The following is a 22,502-nucleotide window of genomic DNA, read 5'->3' on the forward strand; positions in this document are numbered from 1 at the left end:
CATGCCATGACGGATGCTCCCGCCGGGGCGAAGATCGAGATCGCGCATCTCGCCAAGAGCTTCGGCACCCACGCGGTGCTCAAGGACGTGTCGCTGACGGTACCCGCCGGCGGCGTGGTCGCGCTCATCGGGCCGTCGGGCTCCGGCAAGTCGACGCTGCTCCGCTGCATCAACCTCCTGGTGGTGCCGGATGCCGGCGAGGTCCGGGTCGGCAACGACGCCTTCCGGTTCGGCCCCGGCACCAGGCTGCCCGGAACGACGGCGCTCGCGCGGTTTCGCGCCACGACCGGCATGGTGTTCCAGCACTTCAACCTGTTTCCGCACCTGACGGCGCTTCAGAACGTCATGGAGGGCCCGCGCACCGTGCAGCGTCTGCCCAAGCCTGAGGCCGAGGCGCGGGCCCGGGCGCTGCTCGCCAAGGTCGGCCTCGCCGACAAGGCGGAGCAGTATCCGAGCCGCCTGTCGGGTGGGCAGAAGCAGCGCGTCGCCATCGCGCGGGCGCTCGCCATGGAACCCGCGGTGATGCTGTTCGACGAGGCGACCTCGGCCCTCGACCCCGAGCTCGTCGGCGAGGTACTCGGCGTGATGCGGGCGCTTGCCGCCGACGGCATGACCATGGTGATCGTCACCCACGAGATCGCCTTCGCCCGCGAGGTCGCCGACCGGGTGGCGTTCCTGCGCGACGGCGTCGTGGTCGAGGAGGGCCCCGCCCGCACCCTGATCGACGCGCCGCGGCACCCCGACACGCAGGCCTTCCTGGCCCATTTCCATCGCCGGGGCGAGGCTCTGACATCATGACCCGCGTCACCCTGGTCACCGGTGCGGGCAGCGGCATCGGCCGCGCCACGGCGCTCGCGCTCGCCGCCCCTGGACATGCCCTCGTGCTGCATAGCGGCAGCAACGCCTCCGGCCTGGCGGAGGTCGCGGAGGCGGCTCGCGCCCAGGGCGCGTCCGTCGCGACCTGGCTCGGCGACCTCGCCGATCCGGAGACCGGCCCGCGCGGCGTGGCGCTCGCCGCCGAGACGTTCGGGCGCCTCGACGCCCTGGTGGCCGCCGCCGGCAAGGCGCAGCGGGGCGGCGCCCTCGCGCTCGACGCGGCGGGCCTGCGCCTTGCGCTGGCGTTGTCGGCCGAGTCGTTCCTGCATCTCGCGCAGGCCGCCGCGCCGCTGCTGCGGGCGGGCCACGCGCCGCGGATCGTCGCGGTGTCGTCCTACGTCGCCCATCTCTACCGGGCCGATCTCGGCCTGTTCGCCGCTTCCGCCGCCGGCCGCGCCGCCCTGGAAGCCCTGGTGCGCAGCCTCGCCCGCGAGCTGGCGCCCGACGGCATCACCGTCAACGCGGTGGCGCCGGGCCTGACCCGCAAGGATCCGGGCCGCGGCGGCGCCCTGTCGGCGGAGGCGATCGCGACGCTGGAGGCCGCCATTCCCCTACGGAGGCGGGCCGATCCGGCGGAGATCGCCGCGCTCGTCGCGTTCCTGGCCTCGCCGGCCGCCTCCTACGTCACCGGCCAGGTCGTCCACGCCGATGGAGGGCTGACGTGAGCCGCGACCTGATCATCGAGAACCTGCGCGTCGTCCTGATCGAGAGCCCGATCAGGATGGCGCGCCGCCAGGGCGTCGGCGACGTCAAGGGCAGCGTCAAGCGGGTGCTGCTCCGCCTGACCACCCGCGAGGGCGTGGTCGGCTGGGGCGAGGCGGCGCCGTGGCAGGTGTTCACCGGCACCGCCGAGGGCGCCTTCGCGGCCCTCGACGTCTACCTGCGCCCGCTGATCCTCGGCCGCTCGGCGAAGGCGGTGCGGGCGCTCGCCGCCGATCTCGACCGGGCGCTCACCGGCCACACCGACGCCAAGGCAGCGGTCGAGATGGCGCTGCTCGACATCCTCGGCCACGCCGCCGGGCTCTCCGTCGCCGAGCTGCTGGGCGGCCGGGTGCGGGACACGATCCCGCTGTCGTTCTCGATCGCCGATCCCGATTTCGAGGCCGACCTCGCCCGCATGCACGCCATGACGGCGGAAGGCCAGCGGCTGTTCAAGGTGAAGACCGGGGTGACGTCGCATGACCAGGACCTCGCCCATCTCGAGGCGATGCGGGCCGCCTTCGGCGACCGCATCGACCTGCGGGTCGACTACAACCAGGCCCTCGCGCCGTTCGGGGCCTTGCGGATTCTTCGCGACGTCGAGGCGTTCCGGCCGACCTTCATCGAGCAGCCGGTCGCCCGCCGCCACCTCGACGCCATGGCGGCCCTGACCGAGGCCCTCGACACCCCGATCCTCGCCGACGAGAGCTGCTTCGACGCCGCCGACGCCCTGGAGGTGGTCCGGCGCCGGGCGGCCGACGCGGTCTCGGTGAAGCTGATGAAGTGCGGCGGGATGCTGAAGGCACAGAGCCTGATGGCGATCGCCGAGACCGCGGGGCTGCCCGGCTACGGCGGCACCCTGTGGGAAGGCGGGATCGCGCTCGCCGCCGGCACCCAGCTCATCGCCGCCACGCCCGGCATCTCGCTCGGCTGCGAGTTCTACATGCCCCACCACGTCCTGACCGAGGACGTGCTGGAGGCGCGGGTGCCGGTCGAGGCCGGGGCGGTGGTGGTGCCGCGCGGGCCAGGGCTCGGGATCGCGGTGAGCGAATCCGCGATCCGGGGGAATGCGCGGGTGCTGGCGGAGGCGTGAGGCAGGGCGTCGAATCCAGCCGCCCATCACACCCGCGACGTCGTCCCGGGTTCTCGGCCGCGCCGAGCCCCGGGACGACGAGGATTCGCCATCGTGCGACTGGGTCGCGAAGCGCTCAATGCGCCGCCGGCGGCACCATCGGCCCGGCGATGTCCGGCTGGAGCAGCGAGACGGTGATCGCCCGGGTGACGTGCTCGGCCATGCAGCGATAGCCGAGATCGGCGAGGCGGAAGCCGGCGCCGGCCTGGGCCGTGTCGCCCTTGAGGGCGCTGATCGCCCGGGTGGCGAGGTAGCGCATCGCCTCGTAGCGCTGGACCAGCGGCACCTGCTCGCGCTCGGCCACCTTCTGGATCGCCTGGACGAACTGGCGGTAATAATCGTCCTTGGCGAGGCTCGCGGTGTATTGCGGGTCGACCAGCACCACGTCGATGCCGTGCGACTTGATCCAGGCCACGGTCTCGGCGAGGGACTGGGAAAAGTCCTCGATGTCGACGCGGGCCAGCGCGTCGTTGCCGCCGACCTGCCAGACCACCAGGTCGGGCTCGATCTCTGCCACCTGGTTGCGCAGGCGCTCGGCCGCCCCGAAGGCGATCTCGCCCGAGACGCCGCGGCTCTCCACCGTCACCTCGATGTCGGGCAGGGAGCGGGTGAGCGCATCCTCCAGGCGCACCGGATAGGTGGCGGCGGTGCCGATGCCGCCGGAATTCGAGCCGATCGTCAGGACCTGGACGGCGCGGTGCTCGAGCAGGGCCTTCTTGACCGCCTTGAGCTTGGCGAGCGTGTAGAGCTTGGAGCCCGGCACCCGGCATTCGGGGGACAGGCTGGGATCCGGCGCGTCCGGGCTCGGGGCGGTGGCCTGGAGCGCCGGGATCTCGGCGAGGGCCGGCTGGGGCTGGGCCTGGACGGGAGGCGTCGGCGTCGTCGACTGGGCCTGCACGGCAAAGCCGAGGCAGGCGAGCATGGCGAGGCTCACGCCGCCGAGGAGGGCCGGGGGGAGCGAGAGCGCCATTCGACGAACCATGCCGTGAAGGAGAGTGAAGCCAATCCGCACCCTACGACAAAGACGTCGGTCGCGAAACCTCCCCCGGTCCAGAAACGAATCAGCTGTGCACCGAGGCTGGCGACCGAGCCGACCGAGAACACCGCCAGCGAGTTGCGCCCGAGCCCGGCGAGCTGCCGGGTCAGCCAGCCCGCCCGCGGCTGGACCAGGCCGAACACCGCCTGGAAGGCGAGCATCACGCCGAGGAAATGCACCAGCCGGGCGGGCGACAGGTAGGACTTGTCGAAGATGAACAGGAGCCGCGGCTCCGGCACCGCCAGCGGGTCGGGCCGAAGGTTGAACCAGGACAGGACCGCGCCGACGATGACGATGACCACCCCGAGCGGCATCAGCCGGCGGCGCCAGGCCAGGAACCGCTCGGAGCTGCGCCGCCACTCGTGGGCGGCAAAGCCCAGCACCAGCAGCAATTGCCAGCACAGCGGATTGAAGAACCAGTGCCCCTCCACCGGCCAGCTCGGAATGTTGATCTCGAACACCAGGCTGACGGCGTAGACAAGGACCGAGATCCCGATCGCCAGGCCGAGATGCAGCCGCGACAGCAGCACGAAAGCCGGGGCAAGGCCGAGCAGCACGACATAGAGCGGCAGGATGTTGAAGAAGCCGAGCTGGTGTAGCAGGGTCACCCAGCCGACGGTGGCCTGGATCGGGTCGCTGAAGATCGGCCCGGCATTGTGCCACTCCACCAGCAGCGGGTTGTCGAGGTAGAGCGCCGCGCCCGCCAGCATGGCGAGCGCGATCGCCGTGATCACGAGCTGTGCCCGGTACACCTCGACCATCCGCGAGAGCAGCCGCAGGACCGTGCGCAGGGCCGGCTCGGGCACTCCGTCGCGCCCGCGGGTCGCGATGCCGATCGACCAGCCGGCCAGGAACACGAACAGCTCGGCGGCGTCCGAGATCCCGTACTGGGAATAGGTATAGTTCTGGAAGACGTTGCCCGGGATGTGGTTGATGAAGATCGTGATCAGGGCGATGCCGCGCCAGAAATCGACCGCATTCGGTTCACGCATGGTGGTCGTGGTCCCTACTTGGGGTCTCTCGTCTCGCGCGCGGGTCCCCGCGACAGGCCGCGTGATCCCGGCACGGTCGCGCATCCCAATGAGCGCATGGCCCGGCCGCCGCGCGACCCGGCGGGCCGCGGCGGGAGGGCCGGAGGTCCCGGCCCTACTTCACGATCCGGTCGAGGCGGTTGTTGACGAAGAAGTACAGCTCCTTCGCGCCGGGCTCGGTGTAGAGCACCTGCACCTCGCGCTGGCCCCGCCCGCTCTCGCCGACCAGCACGTCGGTCGGCGGCTTGCCCTTGAGCCGCACCAGCTCGCATTCGGCGATGCCGGGAGCGATCTCGGTGGCCGCGGCCGGGACCGCGCCGGTGCACGTACCGTCGGAGGCCAGGACCGGGCCCCAGGGCGAGGCCGCCGGCGGCGGGGGCGGCTTCGGGGCCGCGATGCTCACCGGCGGGGCGGCCCGATCGGTGCTGCTGCACCCTGCCAGCGCCATTCCCGCCAGAGCGATCCCCGCGAGGGCGATCCCGTTCACCGTCGGCCTCATCGTCCCTCGTCCGTCCTCGTCCCCTGCCCGCTTCGCCGCGCGGCCAGGGCCGTCTCGTAGAGGCGGAGCGCGTCGCCGCGCAAGGCCGCCCGCGAGCCTTGGCGGAAATAGAACATGTGCCCGCCGGGATAGACCGAAAGGGAGAGGCGCGTCTCCGTCCCGTAGGCCGGCATCTGGTCGAGGATCAGCTTCGAGGCGAAGTAGGGCGTGACGAGGTCGGTGTAGCCGTGGGCGACCAGCACCCGCAGGTTGCCGTCGAGGGAGAGCGCCTGACGCAGGTCGCTCACCACCTCCGGCGACGAGCGGCCGCCGCCCCAGTTCCAGCTGGCGTTGACCGCGTTGTTGAGGAGTTCGTAGCGCAGGTTCGGCACGCGCCAGTTCAGGGTGCGGGCGGTGAGATCGACGATGGCGCTCGTCAGCGGTGCCACCATGGCGGTGAGGATCGGGTCGGCGAAGCGCCCCTGCGCCGCGCTCGGATCCGGGTCCCAGCCGGTGACGCCGGTGTCGTAGGCGCTCGCCACCCGGCCGGAGTCGCGGTCGGCCTCGCGCTGGTAGCTCGATCCGGCGACCCGGCCGGCCTGGCGCCGCACCAGGGCGGGGTCGAGCCCGGTGAGCGCCGCCACCCGCCCGGTCATCCGGTCGGTCGCGGCCGTGTCGGCGGGCCCGCGCAGGAGATCGGCGAGGTAGGGACCGGTGGCGTACGTCTCGGCCTCCGCCATCCGGGCGGGATCGGGCGTCTGCCCGCGCTTCTCGAGGCCGGCGGCGGCGAGCGAGGGCAGCCGCGTCACGGCACCGAGCGGGTTGTGGCGCGGCGGCTGCAGATAGGCGAAATCGAGCACCGGCGAGAGCAGCACCAGGCCCGACAGCCCGATCCCGACATCGTCCTGGAGCTTGCGGGCGATCAGCGGCCCGCGGAAGCCGCCATAGCTCTCGCCGAGGAAGAACTTCGGAGAAGTGAGCCGGTCGTTGGTGCGGAGCCAGCGGGCGATCGCCGCCGACAGGACGGCCGCGTCGCTCTCGATCGCGTAATAGCGCTTCCCGTCGTCGCCGGCGGCGCGGCTGTAGCCGGTGCCGACGGGATCGATGAAGACGAGGTCGGTGAAGTCGAGCCAGGTTTCGTCGTTCGGCACCGCCACAGGCACCCGCGAGGGACTGATGCTCGGCCCGTCGAGCGGCAGGCGCCAGGGCCCGACCGCCGCGAGGTTGAGATAGGCCGAGGCCGCCCCGGGGCCGCCATTGACCGCGAAGGTGACGGGGCGCGTCGTCGCGTCGCCGCCCGGCAGGGAGAAGGCCGTGAAGGCGATCTCGGCCTGGAGCTTTCCGGACTCGTCGACGAGCGGCAGGCTGCCGGCGACCGCGGTGAAGCTCAGGGTGCGGCCGCCCGCCAGGGTCAGGCTGTGCTGCGTCGTCGCGTCGGGCGGCAGGCGCCGGCCCTCGGGCTGGCGGGCTTCCTGGGGGCGGTTCTCGCGGGGTGCCGGCTGGGCCAGCAGCGGGGCAGGCCCGAGCAGCAGGATCGTCGCGACGGCGAGGATCCGGGTCGTGATGCGCGTCATGGCGTCTCCTCGCGGGCCGGGGGCCTGGGTCTGTTTCGGGTCTGCGCTCAACCCCATTCCGAGGATCGAGCGCAGGCTTCTCCTCGGACAGCCCTGCCCGCTGGGGAGAAGGGAGATGTGCGGCGCCCGTCGCCGACCATTTCAAGCCGGAGCCTGCATCACGCCTTCTTCTGCCAGCGGCCGCGCTCGTCCTGCTGCCAATAGGCCACGCTGTGGCCGGCCTCCTTGGCGCCGCGCCACTGCTCGCGGGCCTGCAGCAGCGCAGCCTGGTCGGTGCCGTCGAACAGGATGCAGATGCGCTGGTACTCCGCCGCGTCGTCCGGCAGGGGTGCCCCCTCGACCAGGAAGCGGATCGAGGCGGCGTTCGGGTTGGCGTCGCGCAGGGTGAGCACCACCGGCTGGGTGGCGCAATCGGGGTCGCGGTCGGTGCCGTGGGGCAGGAAGCTCTCGTCGGAGAAGATCCAGAGGTGGTCGTCGAGGGCTTGCAGCCGCTCCTCGCTCGTCGCCTGCACGGCGACGCGCCATTGCCGCTCCAGGGATTTCTCCAGGAGGCTCGGCAGCACCTGCTCCAGGGGCTGGCGCTGCATGTGGTAGAACAGGATCTCGGTCACGGCTCTCAGAGATAGGGCGCCCGGGGCCGGACGGCACCGGGCGCGGTGGACCTCACGCCCTTGCCGCCTCTTGCGCCGCCTCTTGCGCCTGCGCCAGCAGCTTCACCAGGTCGCAGCCGGCATAGAGGTCGTGGGCGACGCCGGCGGCCCGCAGAGCGGGTTCGAGATCACCGGGCTTTCCGGCGATGAAGAGGGTCGCCGCACCGGCCGCCCGCAGCGCCTCCGCGGCCGGCACCGCCTCCTCGGCGTAGACCGCATCCGACGAGCACAGGCAGGCGAGCGGCGTGCCGGATGCCCGGAAGGCGTCCACCATCGCGGCGTGATCCGAAAAGCCCTCGTTCGTCACCGCCTCGATGCCGCCGGCCTCGAAGGCGTTGCGGGCGAAGGTGGCGCGGGTGTTGAAGGCGCTCAAGGGACCGAGATTGGCGAGGAAGACCCGCGGGCGCCGGCCCGTCCGGTCGAGGATCGCGTCGGAGGCGTCGCGCAAGCGCTCGTAGGGCTCGGCGAGGCGGCGGGACGGCAGGGCGCCCTCCCCTGCCGGCGCAGCCGCCGGGGCGGGGGCCAGCACCGCGACCGGCGCCTCGTGCAGGTCGGGGAACTCGCTGGTGCCGGTGATCGGCTGGCGGCGGGTGGCAAGCTCCGCGTCGCGGGTCTTGCGCAGGGCGGCGAGGCGGTCGGCGAGCGCACCGGAGCGCAGGCTCCCACTGATGCCCCCGTCCCGCTCGATCGCCTGGAACAGCGCCCAGGCCTCGGTGCAGAGCGATTCCGTCAGGGTCTCGAAGCCGCCGGCGCCGGCGGCCGGGTCGGCGACGCGCCAGAGATTGGCCTCGTCGAGCAGGACGTGCTGGGTGTTGCGGGCGCAGCGACGCGCGAAGGCGTCGGGCAGGCCGATCGCCGCGGTAAAGGGCAGCACCGTGACCGCATCGGCCCCGCCGAGGCCGGCCGAGAACACCGCGGTGGTGGCCCGCAGCATGTTGACCCACGGATCGCGCGTCGTGGTGCTGCGCCAGGCGGTCTCGGCGTGGAGGCGGATCGGCGCCGGGGTCAGGCCGCAGGCCTCCTCGATCCGGGCCCAGAGCCGGCGCAGCGCCCGGACCTTCGCCACCGTCAGGAACTCGTCGGCCTCGGCGACCAGCAGGAAGGCCAGGGCGGCGCGGGCGTGCTCGAGCGGGTGCCCGCCGGCCTCGAGCGCCCGCAGCGTCGCCAGCGCCCCGGAGAGCACGCAGGCGAGTTCCAGCGCCTCGCCCGCCCCGGCCTCGTGGAACGGGCGGGCATCGGCCAGGAAGGCGCGGCCGGCGAAGCCTTGGGCGTCGAGGTCGCGCAGGATCGCGGCGAGGTCGGGCCAGGACGGCGGGGTGCCGGTGGCGGCCTGCACGGCGACCGGATCGAGGCCGAGATCGATGTCGAGGGCGGAGAGGTCGTCGCCGCGGGCCTTGGCCAGCGCGAGGAGCGCCGTCGCGGCGTCCGGCCCCGCCGCGCCGGCATCGAGCCGCAGTCCGATCAGCGGCAGCATCACCCCGTCGAGGGCCGCCGCGATGACCCCCGGGCCGCTCAAGCCGAAGCCGCGGGCGGCGGGGGCGCCGGCGATCACCAGGGTCAGGGCGTCGGCGCCGCCTTCGAGGTCGGTGAGCGCCAGCGCGTTGGCCTCCGCCGCGTCGGGATGGTCGACCCGCTGGCTCACCCGCCAGCGGCCGGGGACGGCGCGGCCCGGCTGGGAGGCGGCCTCGGCCGGAGGATAGAGCGGCGCGACCTTGATCCCGTCCGGCGTGCGGCGCACCAGCCGCTTGTCGAAATCGGCACCTTTCAGCACCCCGTCGACCAGGGCACGCCACTGCGCCTCGGTGGCGGCCGGAAACGCGGCGGCGAGCGTCGTATCGTCCATGGCGGGGTCCTCTGGCGCTGGGTGTTCTCCCTAGCGCCAGGACATAGCCGCGCCACCGGCCATTGGTCGAGGTCCCCCGGAGGCCGGACCTCCGACACCGGCTCAGCCGAACACGATCAACCCGGCGAAGCCCGCGGCGCCGACCAGGATGCGCCACCAGGCGAACAGCGAGAAGCCGTGACGGGAGACGTAGTTGAGCAGCTTGCGGACCACGAACAACGCCGACAGGAACGCCACCACGAAGCCGATGGCGATCAGCCCGACATCGTCCTTCGACAGGTTCTTGTAGTTGTCGAGCAGGTCCTTGGCGAAGGCGCCGGCCATGGTCGGCATCGCGAGGTAGAACGAGAACTCGGTGGCGGCGCGCTTGCCCGAGCCCATCAGCATGGCACCCACGATGGTGGCGCCGGAGCGCGACACGCCGGGGATCATCGCCAGGCACTGGAACAGGCCGATCTTCAGCGCCATCGGCAGCGAGAACTGGTGCACGTCGTCGTATTTCTGCTCGATCTCGGTCTCGTCGATGACGAGCAGCACCAGGCCGCCGGCGACCAGGGTCGAGCAGATGATCCAGGGGTTGAACAGGTAGAACTTGATGTACTTCGAGAACAGGCCGCCGATGATCGCGGCGGGCAGGAACGCGATCAGGATCGCCAGGATGAAGCGGCGGGCGTTGGGGTCGTGGGGCGCGCGCCGCAGCAGGTCGAGGAGCTGACGGAAATAGACCCCGACGATCGCCAGGATGGCGCCGAGCTGGATCAGCACCTCGAAGGTGTTGTTGGGCGATTCGAAGCCGATGAAGTGGCCGACGAGGAGCTGGTGCCCCGTGGAGGAGACCGGGATGAACTCGGTGGCACCCTCGACGAGGGCGAGCACCACGGCCTTGCCGATGCTGGCGACGTCCATCACCGCGCTCCTCGCCCGGAACCCGTGCCGCGGGCGGGCCCGCCCGCCTTGCCTGTCGCCGTCGTCATGTCGCCTGCTCTCGTGGTCGCGCCGCGGGCGGTCACGCGACCGCGGGGTTGAGGAAACGGGGCGCAGGCCTTGGCGCCGCCCCCGCATCGTGCGCGCCGGTACGGCGCCCGCTCTGTGGCAAGTCTGTGGTGGGGGGCTCCGGACCGGACCGGCCTCATGGCCTATCCTGGTCCCCCCATGGTTGAGGCTCGGTTACCAGCCACGATCACCCGTGTTAAGGATGCCGAAAGATATCCATGTCTCGGTGACCAGACGTTAATCCTGCGGCGGTCAATTCGGACACACACGACCCACCGCGAGCCGACCTTCCAGGCCAGCCGACACACGAAGCGCGAAACGGCCCCGCATGGCGACGCTCCACCACTCCCCGTTCTGCCCGCATTCCCGTTTCGTGCGCCTGGTCATGGCCGAGATGGGCATGGAGCCCCACCTCGTCGAGGAACGCCCCTGGGAGCGCCGGGACGAGTTCCTGATGATGAACCCCGCCGGCACCACCCCGGTTCTGGTGGAGGAGGGCGGGCTCGCCGTGCCGGGGAGCGGCGTGATCGCCGAGTACCTCGACGAGACGCGGGGACTGGGCTTGAGCGGGATCCGGCTGCTGCCGGAATCCCCGGCCGCCCGGGTCGAGGTGCGCCGCCTGCTCGACTGGTTCCTGCAGAAGTTCGACCAGGAGGTCACGGGCTACCTCGTCACGGAGAAGATCCACAAGCGCTTCATGACCTCGCAGTACGGCGGCGGCCCGCCGGACATGAACGCGATCCGAGCGGCGCGCAGCAACGTGCGCTACCACCTGAAATATATCGGCTATCTGATCTCGCGGCGGAACTGGCTGGCCGGCGGCAGCTTGACCTACGCCGATCTGGCGGCGGCGGCCCATCTGTCGTGCGTGGATTACCTCGGCGACGTGCCGTGGGACGAGGACGAGATGGCGAGGAACTGGTACGCCCGGGTGAAATCCCGCCCGTCCTTCCGCAGCCTGCTCGCCGACCGGGTGGCCGGGATGGCACCGGCCGACCATTACGCGGATCTCGACTTCTGATACGGTTTCCGGAAGATCCCTTCCGGAAACCGTATCAAAGCCCGCGCGGCGCCTGAGCGACGCCGGTTTCCGCATCGCGAAGCGATCAACCGGAAACCGTATGACACCCGACGCCCTTCGACGATTCCTGGAGACCCGCGCCCGGGCCCTCGGCTTCGACGCGCTGGCGGTGACGCGGCCCGACGCGGTGCCGGCGCTGCCCGAGCGCCTCGCCGCCTGGCTCGCGGCCGGGCACCATGGCGACATGGCCTGGATGGAGGAGCGCACGGGGGAGCGGGCGGATCCGGCACGGCTGTGGCCGGAGGTGCGCAGCATCGTGATGCTCGGGGTCAATGCCGGGCCCGACGGCGACCCGCTGGCGGCCCTGAGCCGGCCGGAGCGGGCTGCGATCTCGGTCTATGCCCGGCGGCGCGACTACCACGACGTGATCAAGGGCAAGCTGAAGGAGCTCGGCGGCGCCTTCGCGGCCAAGGCGGGAGCCGCGGTCAAGGTCTTCGTCGATACCGCGCCGGTGATGGAGAAGCCGCTCGCCGCCGCCGCCGGCCTCGGCTGGCAGGGCAAGCACAGCGTCCTGGTGTCGCGGTCCTTCGGCAACTGGCTGCTGCTCGGGGCGATCTACACCACCGCCGCGCTGCCGGCCGACGCGCCGGAGGGCGACCATTGCGGCCGCTGCCGCCGCTGCCTCGACGCCTGCCCGACCGACGCGCTGCCGGCGCCCTACCAGCTCGATGCGCGGCGTTGCCTCGCCTACCTGACGATCGAGCATCCCGGGCCGATCCCGGCGGAGTTCCGGGCGCCGATGGGCAACCGGGTGTTCGGCTGCGACGATTGCCTGGCGGCCTGCCCGTGGAACAAGTTCGCCGCCGCCACCCGCGAGGCGCGGCTTTCCGCCCGCGCAGACCTGGCGGCCCCTCCCCTCGCCGAGCTGGCGCGCCTCGACGACGCGGCCTTCCGCGCGCGCTTCGCCGGCACGCCGGTCAAGCGCACCGGGCGCGACCGCTTCCTGCGCAACGTGCTGATCGCGATCGGCAATTCGGGCGACGAGGGTCTCGCCGGGGAGGCCCTGCGGCTCCTCGACGATCCGTCCCCACTGGTGCGGGGCATGGCGGTGTGGGCGCTCGCCCGCCTCGGGCGCCTGCCCCCGGCTCCACCGGACGAGCGGGACCCCGACGTGCTCGCCGAATGGGCGCTCGCGAAAAATCCGGGTGTCCAGAGGGCGAGCCCTCTGGCGGGTGCAGGGCGGCGCCCTGCATAAGACCGCACATCCCGCGGGGTAAGGCTCGGTCGCATGAACCTGTTCGTCTTCGGGCTCGGCTACACGGCCGGCCACTTCGTGGCGCGCGAGCGCGCCCGCTTCGCCTCGGTCACCGCCACCCGCCAGTCGCCGGCGGCGATCGACGGCGTCACCGTGCGGGTGCTCTCGCCCGAGGAGACCGATCCGCTTCTCGCCGACGACCTCGCGCGGGCCGACGCGATCCTGGTGTCGATCCCGCCGGATTCCGGCCACGACCCGGCGCTCCACGCCTTCGGCGACGCCATCGCGGCGAGCCCGGCGCGGTGGATCGGCTATCTCTCGACCATCGGGATCTACGGCGATCAGGCCGGCGCCTGGATCGACGAGACGACCCCCCCGTCCCCGAGCCACCCGCGCACCCGCGACCGGGTGGCGGCGGAGGATGCGTGGCTCGCCCTCGGGGCGCGGACGGGCAAGGCCGTGCAGGTGTTCCGGCTGTCGGGCATCTACGGGCCGGGGCGCAACGCCTTCGAGAAGCTGCGGCAGGGCAAGGCGCAGCGCATCGTCAAGCCCGGCCAGGTGTTCAACCGCATCCATGTCGACGACATCGCGACCACGCTCGCCGCGTCCCTCGACCGCCCGCGGCCGGGGGCGATCTACAACGTCACCGACGACGAACCGGCCCCGCCGCAGGACGTGACGGCCTTCGCCGCCGACCTCGCCGGGCTGCCGTTGCCGCCGGCGGTCGATTTCGACACCGCCACGTTGAGCCCGATGGCGCGCAGCTTCTACGGCGAGAACAAGCGGGTGCGGAACCGGCTGATCCGGGAGGAGCTGGGGGTCGAATTGGCCTACCCGACGTATCGGGAAGGGCTGCGGGGGTTGGTATAGAAAACGCGCGGGTTGCAAGGCCCCAACGGCTTGCGGCCCTCTCTCCTCGGGGAGAGGGCCGCTTACGACACATCACCAGAGACTCTTATCTGTTATCGATGAGCCGTCTTTCACAATATGCCAATCAATATTCCACATCCATGGGCGCTTGCCACCTAGCATTTGCTTGATTTTACCCATCCGGATGAAGACTGCCAACGCAAGGGCAGAACCCTGCTCCCGGCCGCCGTTCATGGCTCTTATTGTGCAATCTTTGCCCTTCCGCCGAATTGCCCACATCCTGTCGTTCGGGAGCGCACGCGATGGCGACGACCATACAGATCGAAGATCCCGGGGCACCTGAAATCCTTGCGATGCTGGAGGATGGAGAGGCCTTCGCGGCATCGCTCTACCCGGCCGAGAGCAACCACTTTCCGTCCATCGACGCACTTCGATCGTCGCAGATTCGATTTTTTGTCGCCCGCGACCGGCATGGCCAGCCTTTGGGCACCGGCGCTGTCGCGCTGAACGATGGATGGGCCGAGATCAAGCGGATGTGGGTGATTCCTGCCGCCCGGGGCCGAGGCCTGTCGCGGGCGATCCTCGAACATCTCGAAACCGAGGTCCGAAGCGCGGGAATATCCCTGATCAGACTGGAAACCGGGATCAGCAACCGTGACGCGCTCGCTCTCTACGAGAGAGCGGGATTCGAGCGCCGTCCCCCGTTCGCCGATTACCGCCCCGACCCCCTCAGTGTCTTCATGGAAAAACGATTGCCGTGACCGGCCGCACACGGGGATCCGGGTCGGCCGCACTCCCGCGAACCGACCGGCCTTCACGAGCCTTGCCCGTCCCCCTGATCATCGCGGTCGGCGGGTCTGGTCGACATGCGCGCGTCGTGCTGGAGGCTGCGGATCTCGCCGGGCTTCCGGTTCGAGGCGTGCTGGCGGATGCCGTCCCGCCGGGTGCGGCGTTCCTCGGATCGCATCGCGTTCTCGGCGGGCTCGACCGCCTCCGTGATCGGAGCCTCCTGCACAGCTGCCACGTTCACCTCGGAGCCGGAGATCAGGCAGTCCGGCGATCGATGGCGAGGACGATCTGGGAGAATGGCGGACAGCTGGGCACCATCATCCACCCGGCCAGCATCGTCTCACCGAGCGCCACGGTCGGCGCAGGGACCTTCCTGGCCGCTGGCGCGATCGTGGGCGTCGGCGCCGTCTTGGCGGAAGCCTGCCTCGTCAACACGGGCGCGAGCATCGACCACGATTGCAGGCTCGACTTCGGGGTGTCCGCTGGTCCGGGAGCCCGCCTCGCGGGCAGTGTCCGGTGCGAGGACGACGCCCTGATCGGCCTCAATGCCAGCGTCCTGCAGGGACTGAGGATCGGTCGCGGGGCGATCGTCGGCGCGGGTGCGGTCGTCACGCGGGATGTGCCGGCCGGGTCGACCGTCGTCGGCTGCCCGGCCCGCCCCTTGGAGCGGTGACCCGATGCAGGCGGCGCGAAGGCCGGCGTGGCCGGGATCCGGGACGCGGCCCCGGCCGCGCCGCCTTTCCTCACGCCGCGTGCCGCCCCGCCTCCGCACCGAAATAGCCGATATACCGCTTGGCGATCGCCTCCACCGGCAGCACCACGAACACGTCCGTCGTGCCGAACTGGTAGTCCACCACTGCGCCGTCGCCGAAGGTGGCGCCGACCCGCAGATACCCCTTGATCAACGGCGGCAGGGCCTGGAGGGCGGCCTTCGGGTCGATCGCCTCGCGGCTGAGGCGGTCCATGGCGACGTGGCGGCCGGGAAGCGCCCGGGCACGCCAGCCCTCGGGCGCGCGGGCGAAGTGGTGCAGGAAGCTCAGGGGAAGCGCGAGCCGGTCGGGATCGGTGCCCTCGAGGCTGGCGCAGCCCAGCATCGCGTCGATGCGGTGGTGGAGCACGTAGGCCCAGATGCCGTGCCAGAGCAGCTCGACGGTGCGCTTGGTGCGGTAGGGCTTGAGCACGCAGGAGCGGCCGAGCTCCAGTACCCGCTTGCCGGCATTGGCGTCGAGGACCGGGGCGAGATCGTACTCGCCGGCGGTGTAGAAGCCGAAATGGCGGTCGGCCTGCTCCTGGCGCAGCAGCCGGTAGGTGCCGACGACCTGGGGCCTGGGCTTGCGGAAGGGCTTCTGTTCCTGGGCGGCGTGGTCGATGACCAGGAGGTGGTCGCAGACCGCGTCGTACTCGTCGGCGTCGCGGCGCTTGAAGAGGGCCAGGCCGGTCGGGATCGCCGCCATCTCCTCGTAGAACACGCGGTAGCGCAGGCGCTGGGCCCGCTTGACCTCCTTCGGCGTCGTCGCGAGGCGCACCTCGAGCGAGCCGATGCGGCCGAGCACCGGATCGAGGCCGGGGGTCTCGAACGCCTTCAGGCGCGGGAACAGCCGCGAGGAGTGCCCCAAGCCCTTCTGGCCGAACCCCTTGAGGTGGATGCCGCCCTCGGCGGCACGGCCGAGGAGGCGGGCCAGGGGAATGCCGGGCGGAGCATCGCGGCCGTCGCCGGCCGGGCCGCGGGTGAGGAACGGAACCATGGTCGAGGCATCCCGTGCGGCGCCGACCGATCCGGCGCCCGTCGGCGCGGTCGCCGCGACCGCCCCGCGTGCCGACAAGACACCACGAAGCCAGTACGGGAATATGACAGGGGTTCACAAGCCGGACCAATGCCTTGACGCGATGGCGGGGGAGGCCGGCGGCCGGCTCTCCGTCATGGGCCCCGCCCCACGGCCCGCACCGGCCCGCTGACCTTGCGGGAGGGCCGACGGCGCGCTACGCCGTCCGGACCGGGACCCGATCGTCCCGACGATCTCGGATCCGCCGCGCCGGCGCGTCGCGCCCCAGCGGGCCGCGAGCGGGGCCGACCGGCGGCTCACGCGACAGTTGGAGAACCCCGTGAGCATCGAGAGCGCGGAAGCGCGGCAGCCGACGGGGCGGTGGGTCGGTGCCGTCCGGCTCGCCCTCGGAGCGGCGCAGGGGCTCGGTCTCTGGTTCTTCTTCACGAAGTCGGAGGCGATCTGGGGCGTGGGCCCGCACAGGACCGTGATGGCCTACGCGCTGCCGCTCCTGCTGATCGCGCCGACAATCCCGCTCTTCGGCATCGGGCGCCTGCGGCCCGGCACCCTGCTCGCCTGGCTGGGCGCGGCCTGCACCCTGCTGGTCCTGCTCGTCGCCTACGACCTGTGGCGAGCGGGGCCGCCGACCGGCGCGGCGCGATCCGACGGTGAGCTCGGTCCGTTCCTGATCCTGGCGGCCCTCGCGGTGGTCTACATCCTTCATCACCTGATCGAGCCGGCCGATGCGGCGCGGCGCTGGCGCCCGCCCTATGCGGCCTATGTCGGCGGGTCCTGGCGGCACGGGCTCCAGATCGGCCTGGGGCTCGGCTTCGCAGCGGCGGTCTGGGGCGTGCTCCGCCTCAGCGGGGCCCTGTTCGGCGCCCTCGGGCTCGCCGGGATGGACACGCTGCTGACCGCCCCGGCGGTCATGCTGCCGGGCCTCGGCCTCGCCTTCGCGGGGGCCGTGCACGCGACGGATACCCGGCTCGGCTCGCTCGCGGGCCGGTTTCCGGCCGCGACCGTGCTCGTCACCGCGCTCGCCGTCCTGGCGACCGGCCTCCTCTCGGCCTTCCTGGGCGCGCTGCTGGTCACGGGGCTCGGGCCGCTCTGGGCGACGGGCCACGCCACCGCCCTGCTCCTGACCGGCACCGCGCTGCTGATCGTGATCGTCAACGCCGCGTACGGCGACGGCACGGCGCCGGAGGCGCGGTCGCCCCTGCTGCGGGCCGCGGTGCGGCTGGCCGGCCTGCTCCTGGCGCCTCTCCTGGCCCTCGCGCTCACGGCGCTCTGCTTGCGGATCGCGCAGCACGGGCTGACGCCGATCCGGGTCTGGGGCGTCGCCGCCTGTGCAGTCGGCGCGATCTACGCCGCCGGCTACGGCTGGGCCGCGCTTCGGGCACGCCCCTGGATGGGGGCGCTCGGCACCACCAACGTGATCGGCGCGGTCGCGATCGTGCTGGCGCTGCTGCTCCTGCTCTCGCCGGTGGCCGATCCGGCCCGTCTCTCGACCGCCGACCAGATCGCGCGCCTGGAGAGCGGACGGACCGGACCGGAGAGCCTCGACGTCACCGCGCTCCGCTTCCGCTTCGCACGTTACGGCCGGGAGGCGCTGGCACAGCTCGCGGCGTCGAAGGATCCGGTCGTCGCCGACCTCGCCCGGGAGGCCCGGAACCGGGACACGCTCCGCGGCAACGACATCGCCCCCCGCGGCCCGGCCTTCGCGGGGGCGACGATCGCGCCGCCCGGAGCCTCCCTGCCGGAGGGCTTCCGCGAGCAGGCCTGGCCGCGCGGTCGAACGAACTGGGATCCGTCGGCCTGCCTGTCCTCCGCCCGCCCCTGCATCCTGCTGGTCGTCGACCTCGACGGGGACGGCACGCCGGAGGTCGTCGCCTTCCCGGACCCTGCCTTCTCGGACCGCGTGCGCGTCGCGCTGGCGGAGGGCATCGTGTTCCGGCGCAGCGAGGACGGGGACTGGCGGCGGATCGGAACCCTGTCGTGGCCCTTCGACTGGGAGCAGGGCAAGGCCGCGCTGGCCTCGCTCCGGGCCGGCCGGGCCGCGCCGGTCAAGCCCGTGCTGCCCGACCTCTCGGTCGACGGGCGCCGCCTCCAGTTCAGGCCGAGCGACCTCGGCACCGGCGCACGCCCTTAAGAGATCGGCCGCGGCACCCGCATGCCGCGGCCGAAGGCGTCAGACGAACTGGCTCAGCCCCGGGATCGAGCCGACGATCGGGCCCATCACGTCCTCGCCGGCCTTCTCGCGGCCATAGGCGAACAGCTCGCGGCCGAGCGGCTGCATCTGGCCCATCGGCACGCCGGCCGACATCAGCTTCTGGCCGAGCGCCATCACGCCGCCGCCCATCATGCCGCCGAGCATGCCCATCAGGCCGCCGCCGCCCTCGCCGGGGCCGCCGTCGCCGGACTGGGCGATCGCCGTCTCGGCGCCCGGCATGGCGGCGATCAGCTTGTTGACCTCCTCCGGCGGGCCCTCCTTCTGCAGGAAGGCCAGGATGAGCCCGATTGCCTTCTGGGCCGTGGTCGCGTCGAGTCCCGTGGCCTGCGTCACCCGGGCAACAAGCTCTTCCATCGTGGTCTCCCGCACCTCTCGCGTGCAGCCGGCCGGCCGGCACGCCACCGGGGGGTCTTCGGCGAAGGCCATCGCGAAATCAAGGCACGGGAAAAAACCCGGGAGCAGGGGAAAACCGGGGAGCGCCGGCGTTGACAGAATGCGCCCGCGCCCGTAACGGTGACATCTGGCGCGCGGGCTGCACGGTCCGCGCGCCGTCGCGTTCGCGGCGGTCCGCACGGGCTCCCGAACGTCAACTGTCAAAAAGACGACCCCGGCATGGCGCCGGAGGCCGGATGGAACACGGACGAGAACGATGTTCGCAGTGATCAAGACCGGCGGCAAGCAGTACCGCGTCGCCGCCAACGACGTCATCACGATCGAGAAGCTCGAGGGCGAGGCCGGCACCGCCGTCACCTTCGGCGAAGTGCTGCTGTTCACCGACGGCGCCGGCGCGACCCAGGTCGGCGCCCCCCTGGTGTCGGGCGTCAGCGTCGCCGGCGAGATCGTCAAGCAGGCCCGCGGCCCGAAGGTCATCGCCTTCAAGAAGCGCCGCCGCCAGAACTCGCGCCGCAAGCGCGGTCACCGCCAGGACCTCACCGTGGTCCGCGTCACGGGCATCAGCGCCGCCTAAGGCTGGCCGCGAGCCCTTTTTCCAGAATTCAGGAGTTAGCCCCATGGCTCACAAGAAGGCAGGCGGTTCGTCCCGCAACGGTCGCGATTCGGCGGGTCGTCGTCTCGGCGTGAAGAAGTTCGGCAGCGAGGCCGTCCTCGCCGGCAACATCATCGTGCGTCAGCGCGGCACCAAGTGGCATCCCGGCGTCAACGTCGGCATGGGCACCGACCACACCCTGTTCGCCCTCACCGCCGGCAAGGTGCAATTCATTACCAAACGAGGCCGCGCCTTCGTAACGGTCGTCGCCAACGACGCCGCCCCGGCCCTGGAGGCCGCAGAGTAACCCGACGGAGCCAGTGACGAGGGAGCTCCGCCGGTGTCCCCACACCGACCCGGCGACTCCTGCTCATCTCAGGCCCGATAACGGCCTAGCTCCGAGCGAGATCACGAGGGGAAGGTGGGGCACCACCTTCCCCTTCGTCGTTCTCGTAACCGCGCCCGAGCGGGAGGCTCTGGGTTCGGATCGGAGTCAGGCGATGTTTCCCGACCTCACCCGCGACGATGTCTTCCGGCTCGAGACCCGGAGGCTGTGGCTGCGCTGGGCCCGCCAGGCCGACGCGCAAGCCCTCGTCCGCCTCGCCGGTGAGAAAGCCGTAGCCGGGATGACCGCCCGCATTCCGCATCCGCTCGATCCGCCGACCGTGGACAAGTTCATCCTCGCGTCGCGGCAGGCCAACGCAGATGGACGCGCGCTGATCATGGCGATCACGCCGCGGCGGCACCCGACCCAGGCGATCGGCATCGTCAGCATCGAGCCCGACGCCGAGAGCGGCTCAGCCCATCTCGGCTACTGGCTCGGCACCCCGCATTGGGGCCAGGGGCTGGCCACGGAGGCCGCGCGGGCGATGATCGACGCCTTCTTCGCCTATACGGAGGGGAGCGAGCTCACCTCGTCGGCCCGCGTGGTGAACCCGGCCTCGCGGCGGGTGCTGGAGAAGTGCGGCTTCGCCTCGGTCGGCTCCGGGCTCCAGGCCTTTCCGGCCCGCGGCGGCGTCTTCCCGGTCGACCGCTTCCGGCTCGACCGGCGGGCCTGGGACAGCCTGAAGACCTGGCACGCAGCGGGCCTGGTCTTCGAGCGTCATGACCGGCCGGAATGCCGGGCCGGCGCCTGATCTGATACACTCACGGCGGCCGGGGGCCCTCCCCGGCCGCCCTCATCGTAGTCTGGAGTTCATCCCGTGAAGTTCCTCGACGAGGCCAAGGTCTACGTCCGTTCGGGAGACGGCGGCGCCGGCTGCGTCTCGTTCCGGCGGGAGAAGTTCATCGAGTTCGGCGGGCCCGACGGCGGCGACGGCGGCCGCGGCGGCGACGTCTGGGTCGAGTGCGTCGAGGGGCTCAACACCCTGATCGACTACCGCTACCAGCAGCACTTCAAGGCCCGCAAGGGCGAGCACGGCTCGGGCCGCAACCGCGCCGGCGCCAAGGCCGACGACGTGGTCCTCAAGGTGCCGGCCGGCACCGAGATCCTGTCCGAGGACCGCGAGACCCTGATCGCCGACATGACCCATGTCGGCCAGCGGGTGCGGCTCGCCAAGGGCGGCAATGGCGGCTTCGGCAACGCCTACTTCACCACCTCGACCAACCGCGCCCCGCGCCACGCCAATCCGGGCCTGGAGGGCGAGGAGCACTGGCTCTGGCTGCGCCTCAAGCTCATCGCCGATGCCGGCCTCGTCGGGCTGCCGAATGCCGGCAAGTCGACCTTCCTCGCCGCCGTGACGGCCGCCAAGCCCAAGATCGCCGACTACCCCTTCACCACCCTGCATCCGGGCCTCGGCGTGGTGCGGGTCGATACCCGCGAATTCGTGCTCGCCGACATCCCGGGCCTGATCGAGGGCGCGCACGAGGGCGTGGGCTTGGGCGACAAGTTCCTGGCCCATGTCGAGCGCTGCCGGGTGCTGCTCCACCTCGTCGAGGGCACCAGCGAGGATGCCGGCGCCGCCTACCGGCTGGTCCGCACCGAGCTCGAGGCCTACGGCCACGGCCTGGAGGACAAGCCCGAGGTGGTCGCCCTGTCGAAGGCCGATACCCTCGATCCCGAGACCCTGGCGCTCCAGCTCGAGCGCCTGGAGGCCGAGACCGGCCAGAAGCCCCTCGTCCTGTCCTCGGCGACCCGCCAGGGCGTCACGGACGCCCTGCGCGCCCTGATGGCCCGGATGGACGCGGTCGCGGCGGAAACCCCGGTGGAGCAGGTGGCCTGGCAGCCTTGAGACGGGCGTGGGTGATCGGCTAATTTCCACGCCGTCAGGAATCGCCCCATGCCCGAACCTCTGGTCATCGACAGCGACGAGACGTTGCGGCTTGCTCGGCGGCTCGCTCGGCGGCTCGCGGAGCGCCTCGGGACCACGCCAGGCGACGCCGTTGCGCGGGCGCTGCAGACCTGTGACGAGACGCCGACGGCGGGTGCTTGTCTCGACCGCCCCGCGGCAACCCCTGGGCGATCGTGACGCCTTCATCGCCGACATTCTGGCGCGCGGCGCGGCTGTCAGGGCCAAGCTGCCGCCGGGAGTGAATTCCGATCACAGCGATCTTTACGACGAGGATGGCCTGCCGCGATGATCGCGGACCGCAACGGAGCGACCGATGGCGAAGCGGCTCACCATCGAGGGTGACGAGGCGGTCGCCATCGCCGAGCGATTGGCGCGGCACCAAGGTTCGACGCCGAGCGAGGTCGTGACACGCCTCCTCCGTGAAGCCGAGGTGCGGAAACTCGCGGAAGCCCCCCTGAACCCCGGGCAGCAGTACGATTACGACACCCTGCGGGCGTTGGTGAAAGCGGCCGCCCACCATAAGCGGCCCGATGCCACCTCGGACCATTCCGACCCCTACGATACGAACGGCCTGCCGACGTGATCGCCCTCGACACGTCGGCGCTCGTCGCGATCGCGCTGGACGAGCCTGAGAGCGAGACCTTCTCGCGCATCACCGCGGCAAGCGGCGCGGCCGTCATGGGAATGCCGACCCTCGTCGAGACCCACATGGTCCTCGAATCGCGCATGCCGGGCGGGGCCCAGAACTTCATTGATGGCCTGTTGCGGATTCCCTCGATTCAGCCGATCGACTTCGCCCGCCGGATGTTCCGGACCGCCACCGAGGCCTTCGACCGCTTCGGCCGGGGCCGTGGACATCCGGCGCGGTTGAACATGGGGGACTGCATGGCTTACGCCGTGGCGAGGACCCAGGACCTGCCGCTCCTCTTCAAGGGGAACGACTTCGTCCATACTGCCCTCATCCCCGCCGCACCCTGATCCCCGGT

25 protein-coding genes are annotated in these 22,502 nt (G+C 71.7%); 16 read left to right on the forward strand and 9 right to left on the reverse strand.

The genetic code is table 11. The annotated features are described in order from the left end of the window. Window positions 1–6: 6 nt before the first annotated feature. Genes FF100_RS18940 through FF100_RS18950 form a run of 3 tightly spaced genes read left to right on the forward strand, consistent with a single transcriptional unit; the run spans window position 7 to window position 2,668 of the window. Window positions 7–798 (forward strand): amino acid ABC transporter ATP-binding protein, encoded by a 792-nt coding sequence (locus FF100_RS18940; protein WP_139037232.1) that lies wholly within the window; start codon window positions 7–9, stop codon window positions 796–798. Next, window positions 795–1,541, forward strand: coding sequence for an SDR family NAD(P)-dependent oxidoreductase (locus tag FF100_RS18945; protein WP_139037233.1), 747 nt, complete (start codon window positions 795–797; stop codon window positions 1,539–1,541). Before FF100_RS18940 ends, FF100_RS18945 begins: the two co-directional genes overlap by 4 nt. A 56-nt stretch (window positions 1,542–1,597) precedes the next feature. Next, a complete protein-coding gene (locus FF100_RS18950; RefSeq protein ID WP_139037292.1) occupies window positions 1,598–2,668 on the forward strand; it encodes an enolase C-terminal domain-like protein in 1,071 nt (356 codons plus the stop codon). Between the two features lie 115 nt (window positions 2,669–2,783). Here FF100_RS18950 and FF100_RS18955 read toward each other — a convergent pair whose 3' ends face one another. The 7 genes from FF100_RS18955 to FF100_RS18985 form a co-directional block, all read right to left on the reverse strand. After that, complete coding sequence (locus FF100_RS18955; RefSeq protein WP_139037234.1) at window positions 2,784–3,677, reverse strand: SGNH/GDSL hydrolase family protein; 894 nt, start codon at window positions 3,675–3,677, stop codon at window positions 2,784–2,786. Next, window positions 3,638–4,735 (reverse strand): OpgC family protein, encoded by a 1,098-nt coding sequence (locus FF100_RS18960; protein WP_139037235.1) that lies wholly within the window; start codon window positions 4,733–4,735, stop codon window positions 3,638–3,640. The genes FF100_RS18955 and FF100_RS18960 overlap by 40 nt, the downstream gene beginning before the upstream one ends. Before the next feature lie 154 nt (window positions 4,736–4,889). Continuing rightward, window positions 4,890–5,273: a hypothetical protein gene (locus FF100_RS18965; protein WP_139037236.1), complete on the reverse strand. Its 384-nt coding sequence runs from the start codon at window positions 5,271–5,273 to the stop codon at window positions 4,890–4,892. After that, complete coding sequence (locus FF100_RS18970) at window positions 5,270–6,826, reverse strand: S10 family peptidase (protein ID WP_171070249.1); 1,557 nt, start codon at window positions 6,824–6,826, stop codon at window positions 5,270–5,272. The genes FF100_RS18965 and FF100_RS18970 overlap by 4 nt, the downstream gene beginning before the upstream one ends. 158 nt (window positions 6,827–6,984) lie before the next feature. Continuing rightward, complete coding sequence (locus FF100_RS18975; RefSeq protein WP_139037238.1) at window positions 6,985–7,437, reverse strand: DNA polymerase III subunit chi; 453 nt, start codon at window positions 7,435–7,437, stop codon at window positions 6,985–6,987. Window positions 7,438–7,489: 52 nt separating this feature from the next. Beyond that, complete coding sequence (locus FF100_RS18980) at window positions 7,490–9,319, reverse strand: methylmalonyl-CoA mutase family protein (protein ID WP_139037239.1); 1,830 nt, start codon at window positions 9,317–9,319, stop codon at window positions 7,490–7,492. A 102-nt stretch (window positions 9,320–9,421) separates the two neighbouring features. After that, window positions 9,422–10,225 (reverse strand): undecaprenyl-diphosphate phosphatase, encoded by an 804-nt coding sequence (locus FF100_RS18985; RefSeq protein ID WP_139037240.1) that lies wholly within the window; start codon window positions 10,223–10,225, stop codon window positions 9,422–9,424. Between the two features lie 415 nt (window positions 10,226–10,640). On the opposite strand from FF100_RS18985, the gene FF100_RS18990 reads away from it, so the two are divergent. From FF100_RS18990 to FF100_RS19010, 5 genes are all read left to right on the forward strand, one after another. Next, window positions 10,641–11,333 carry a glutathione S-transferase family protein gene (locus FF100_RS18990; protein ID WP_139037241.1) on the forward strand — a complete coding sequence of 231 codons (693 nt, stop codon included), beginning with the start codon at window positions 10,641–10,643 and terminating at the stop codon, window positions 11,331–11,333. 100 nt (window positions 11,334–11,433) lie between these two features. After that, window positions 11,434–12,588: a tRNA epoxyqueuosine(34) reductase QueG gene (gene queG / locus FF100_RS18995; RefSeq protein ID WP_139037242.1), complete on the forward strand. Its 1,155-nt coding sequence runs from the start codon at window positions 11,434–11,436 to the stop codon at window positions 12,586–12,588. Window positions 12,589–12,621: 33 nt separating this feature from the next. Then, entirely contained in the window at window positions 12,622–13,458 is an 837-nt protein-coding gene (locus tag FF100_RS19000) for an SDR family oxidoreductase (RefSeq protein ID WP_139037243.1), read from the forward strand. A gap of 302 nt (window positions 13,459–13,760) precedes the next feature. Next, complete coding sequence (locus tag FF100_RS19005; protein ID WP_139037244.1) at window positions 13,761–14,219, forward strand: GNAT family N-acetyltransferase; 459 nt, start codon at window positions 13,761–13,763, stop codon at window positions 14,217–14,219. A gap of 62 nt (window positions 14,220–14,281) precedes the next feature. Beyond that, window positions 14,282–14,920: a NeuD/PglB/VioB family sugar acetyltransferase gene (locus FF100_RS19010; protein WP_171070250.1), complete on the forward strand. Its 639-nt coding sequence runs from the start codon at window positions 14,282–14,284 to the stop codon at window positions 14,918–14,920. A gap of 70 nt (window positions 14,921–14,990) precedes the next feature. On the opposite strand, the gene olsB is transcribed toward FF100_RS19010, so the two are convergent. Then, complete coding sequence (olsB, locus tag FF100_RS19015; RefSeq protein ID WP_139037246.1) at window positions 14,991–15,992, reverse strand: l-ornithine N(alpha)-acyltransferase; 1,002 nt, start codon at window positions 15,990–15,992, stop codon at window positions 14,991–14,993. A gap of 358 nt (window positions 15,993–16,350) precedes the next feature. Here olsB and FF100_RS19020 point away from each other — a divergent pair, with 358 nt between their 5' ends. Then, window positions 16,351–18,159, forward strand: coding sequence for a DUF4153 domain-containing protein (locus tag FF100_RS19020; protein WP_139037247.1), 1,809 nt, complete (start codon window positions 16,351–16,353; stop codon window positions 18,157–18,159). Window positions 18,160–18,198: 39 nt separating this feature from the next. Here FF100_RS19020 and FF100_RS19025 read toward each other — a convergent pair whose 3' ends face one another. Then, entirely contained in the window at window positions 18,199–18,594 is a 396-nt protein-coding gene (locus tag FF100_RS19025) for a DUF2267 domain-containing protein (protein WP_139037248.1), read from the reverse strand. Between the two features lie 295 nt (window positions 18,595–18,889). On the opposite strand from FF100_RS19025, the gene rplU reads away from it, so the two are divergent. The 7 genes from rplU (at window position 18,890) to FF100_RS19055 (ending at window position 22,494) form a co-directional block, all read left to right on the forward strand. Next, a complete protein-coding gene (gene rplU / locus FF100_RS19030) occupies window positions 18,890–19,207 on the forward strand; it encodes a 50S ribosomal protein L21 (protein ID WP_048436258.1) in 318 nt (105 codons plus the stop codon). 43 nt (window positions 19,208–19,250) lie between these two features. Next, window positions 19,251–19,532, forward strand: a complete 282-nt coding sequence (rpmA, locus tag FF100_RS19035; RefSeq protein ID WP_048428413.1) for a 50S ribosomal protein L27 — start codon at window positions 19,251–19,253, stop codon at window positions 19,530–19,532. A 193-nt stretch (window positions 19,533–19,725) separates the two neighbouring features. After that, on the forward strand, window positions 19,726–20,361 hold the full coding sequence (locus FF100_RS19040; RefSeq protein ID WP_139037249.1) for a GNAT family N-acetyltransferase: 636 nt from the start codon (window positions 19,726–19,728) through the stop codon (window positions 20,359–20,361). Between the two features lie 66 nt (window positions 20,362–20,427). Then, on the forward strand, window positions 20,428–21,456 hold the full coding sequence (obgE, locus tag FF100_RS19045; protein ID WP_139037250.1) for a GTPase ObgE: 1,029 nt from the start codon (window positions 20,428–20,430) through the stop codon (window positions 21,454–21,456). Window positions 21,457–21,649: 193 nt separating this feature from the next. Beyond that, complete coding sequence (locus FF100_RS37180; protein WP_171070251.1) at window positions 21,650–21,805, forward strand: hypothetical protein; 156 nt, start codon at window positions 21,650–21,652, stop codon at window positions 21,803–21,805. Window positions 21,806–21,829: 24 nt separating this feature from the next. Next, window positions 21,830–22,099, forward strand: coding sequence for a type II toxin-antitoxin system VapB family antitoxin (locus tag FF100_RS19050; RefSeq protein WP_139037251.1), 270 nt, complete (start codon window positions 21,830–21,832; stop codon window positions 22,097–22,099). Then, window positions 22,096–22,494, forward strand: coding sequence for a type II toxin-antitoxin system VapC family toxin (locus tag FF100_RS19055; protein ID WP_139037252.1), 399 nt, complete (start codon window positions 22,096–22,098; stop codon window positions 22,492–22,494). Before FF100_RS19050 ends, FF100_RS19055 begins: the two co-directional genes overlap by 4 nt. Window positions 22,495–22,502 lie beyond the last annotated feature (8 nt).

Origin of the sequence: Methylobacterium terricola (assembly GCF_006151805.1) — a bacterium.
Lineage (GTDB): Bacteria > Pseudomonadota > Alphaproteobacteria > Rhizobiales > Beijerinckiaceae > Methylobacterium > Methylobacterium terricola.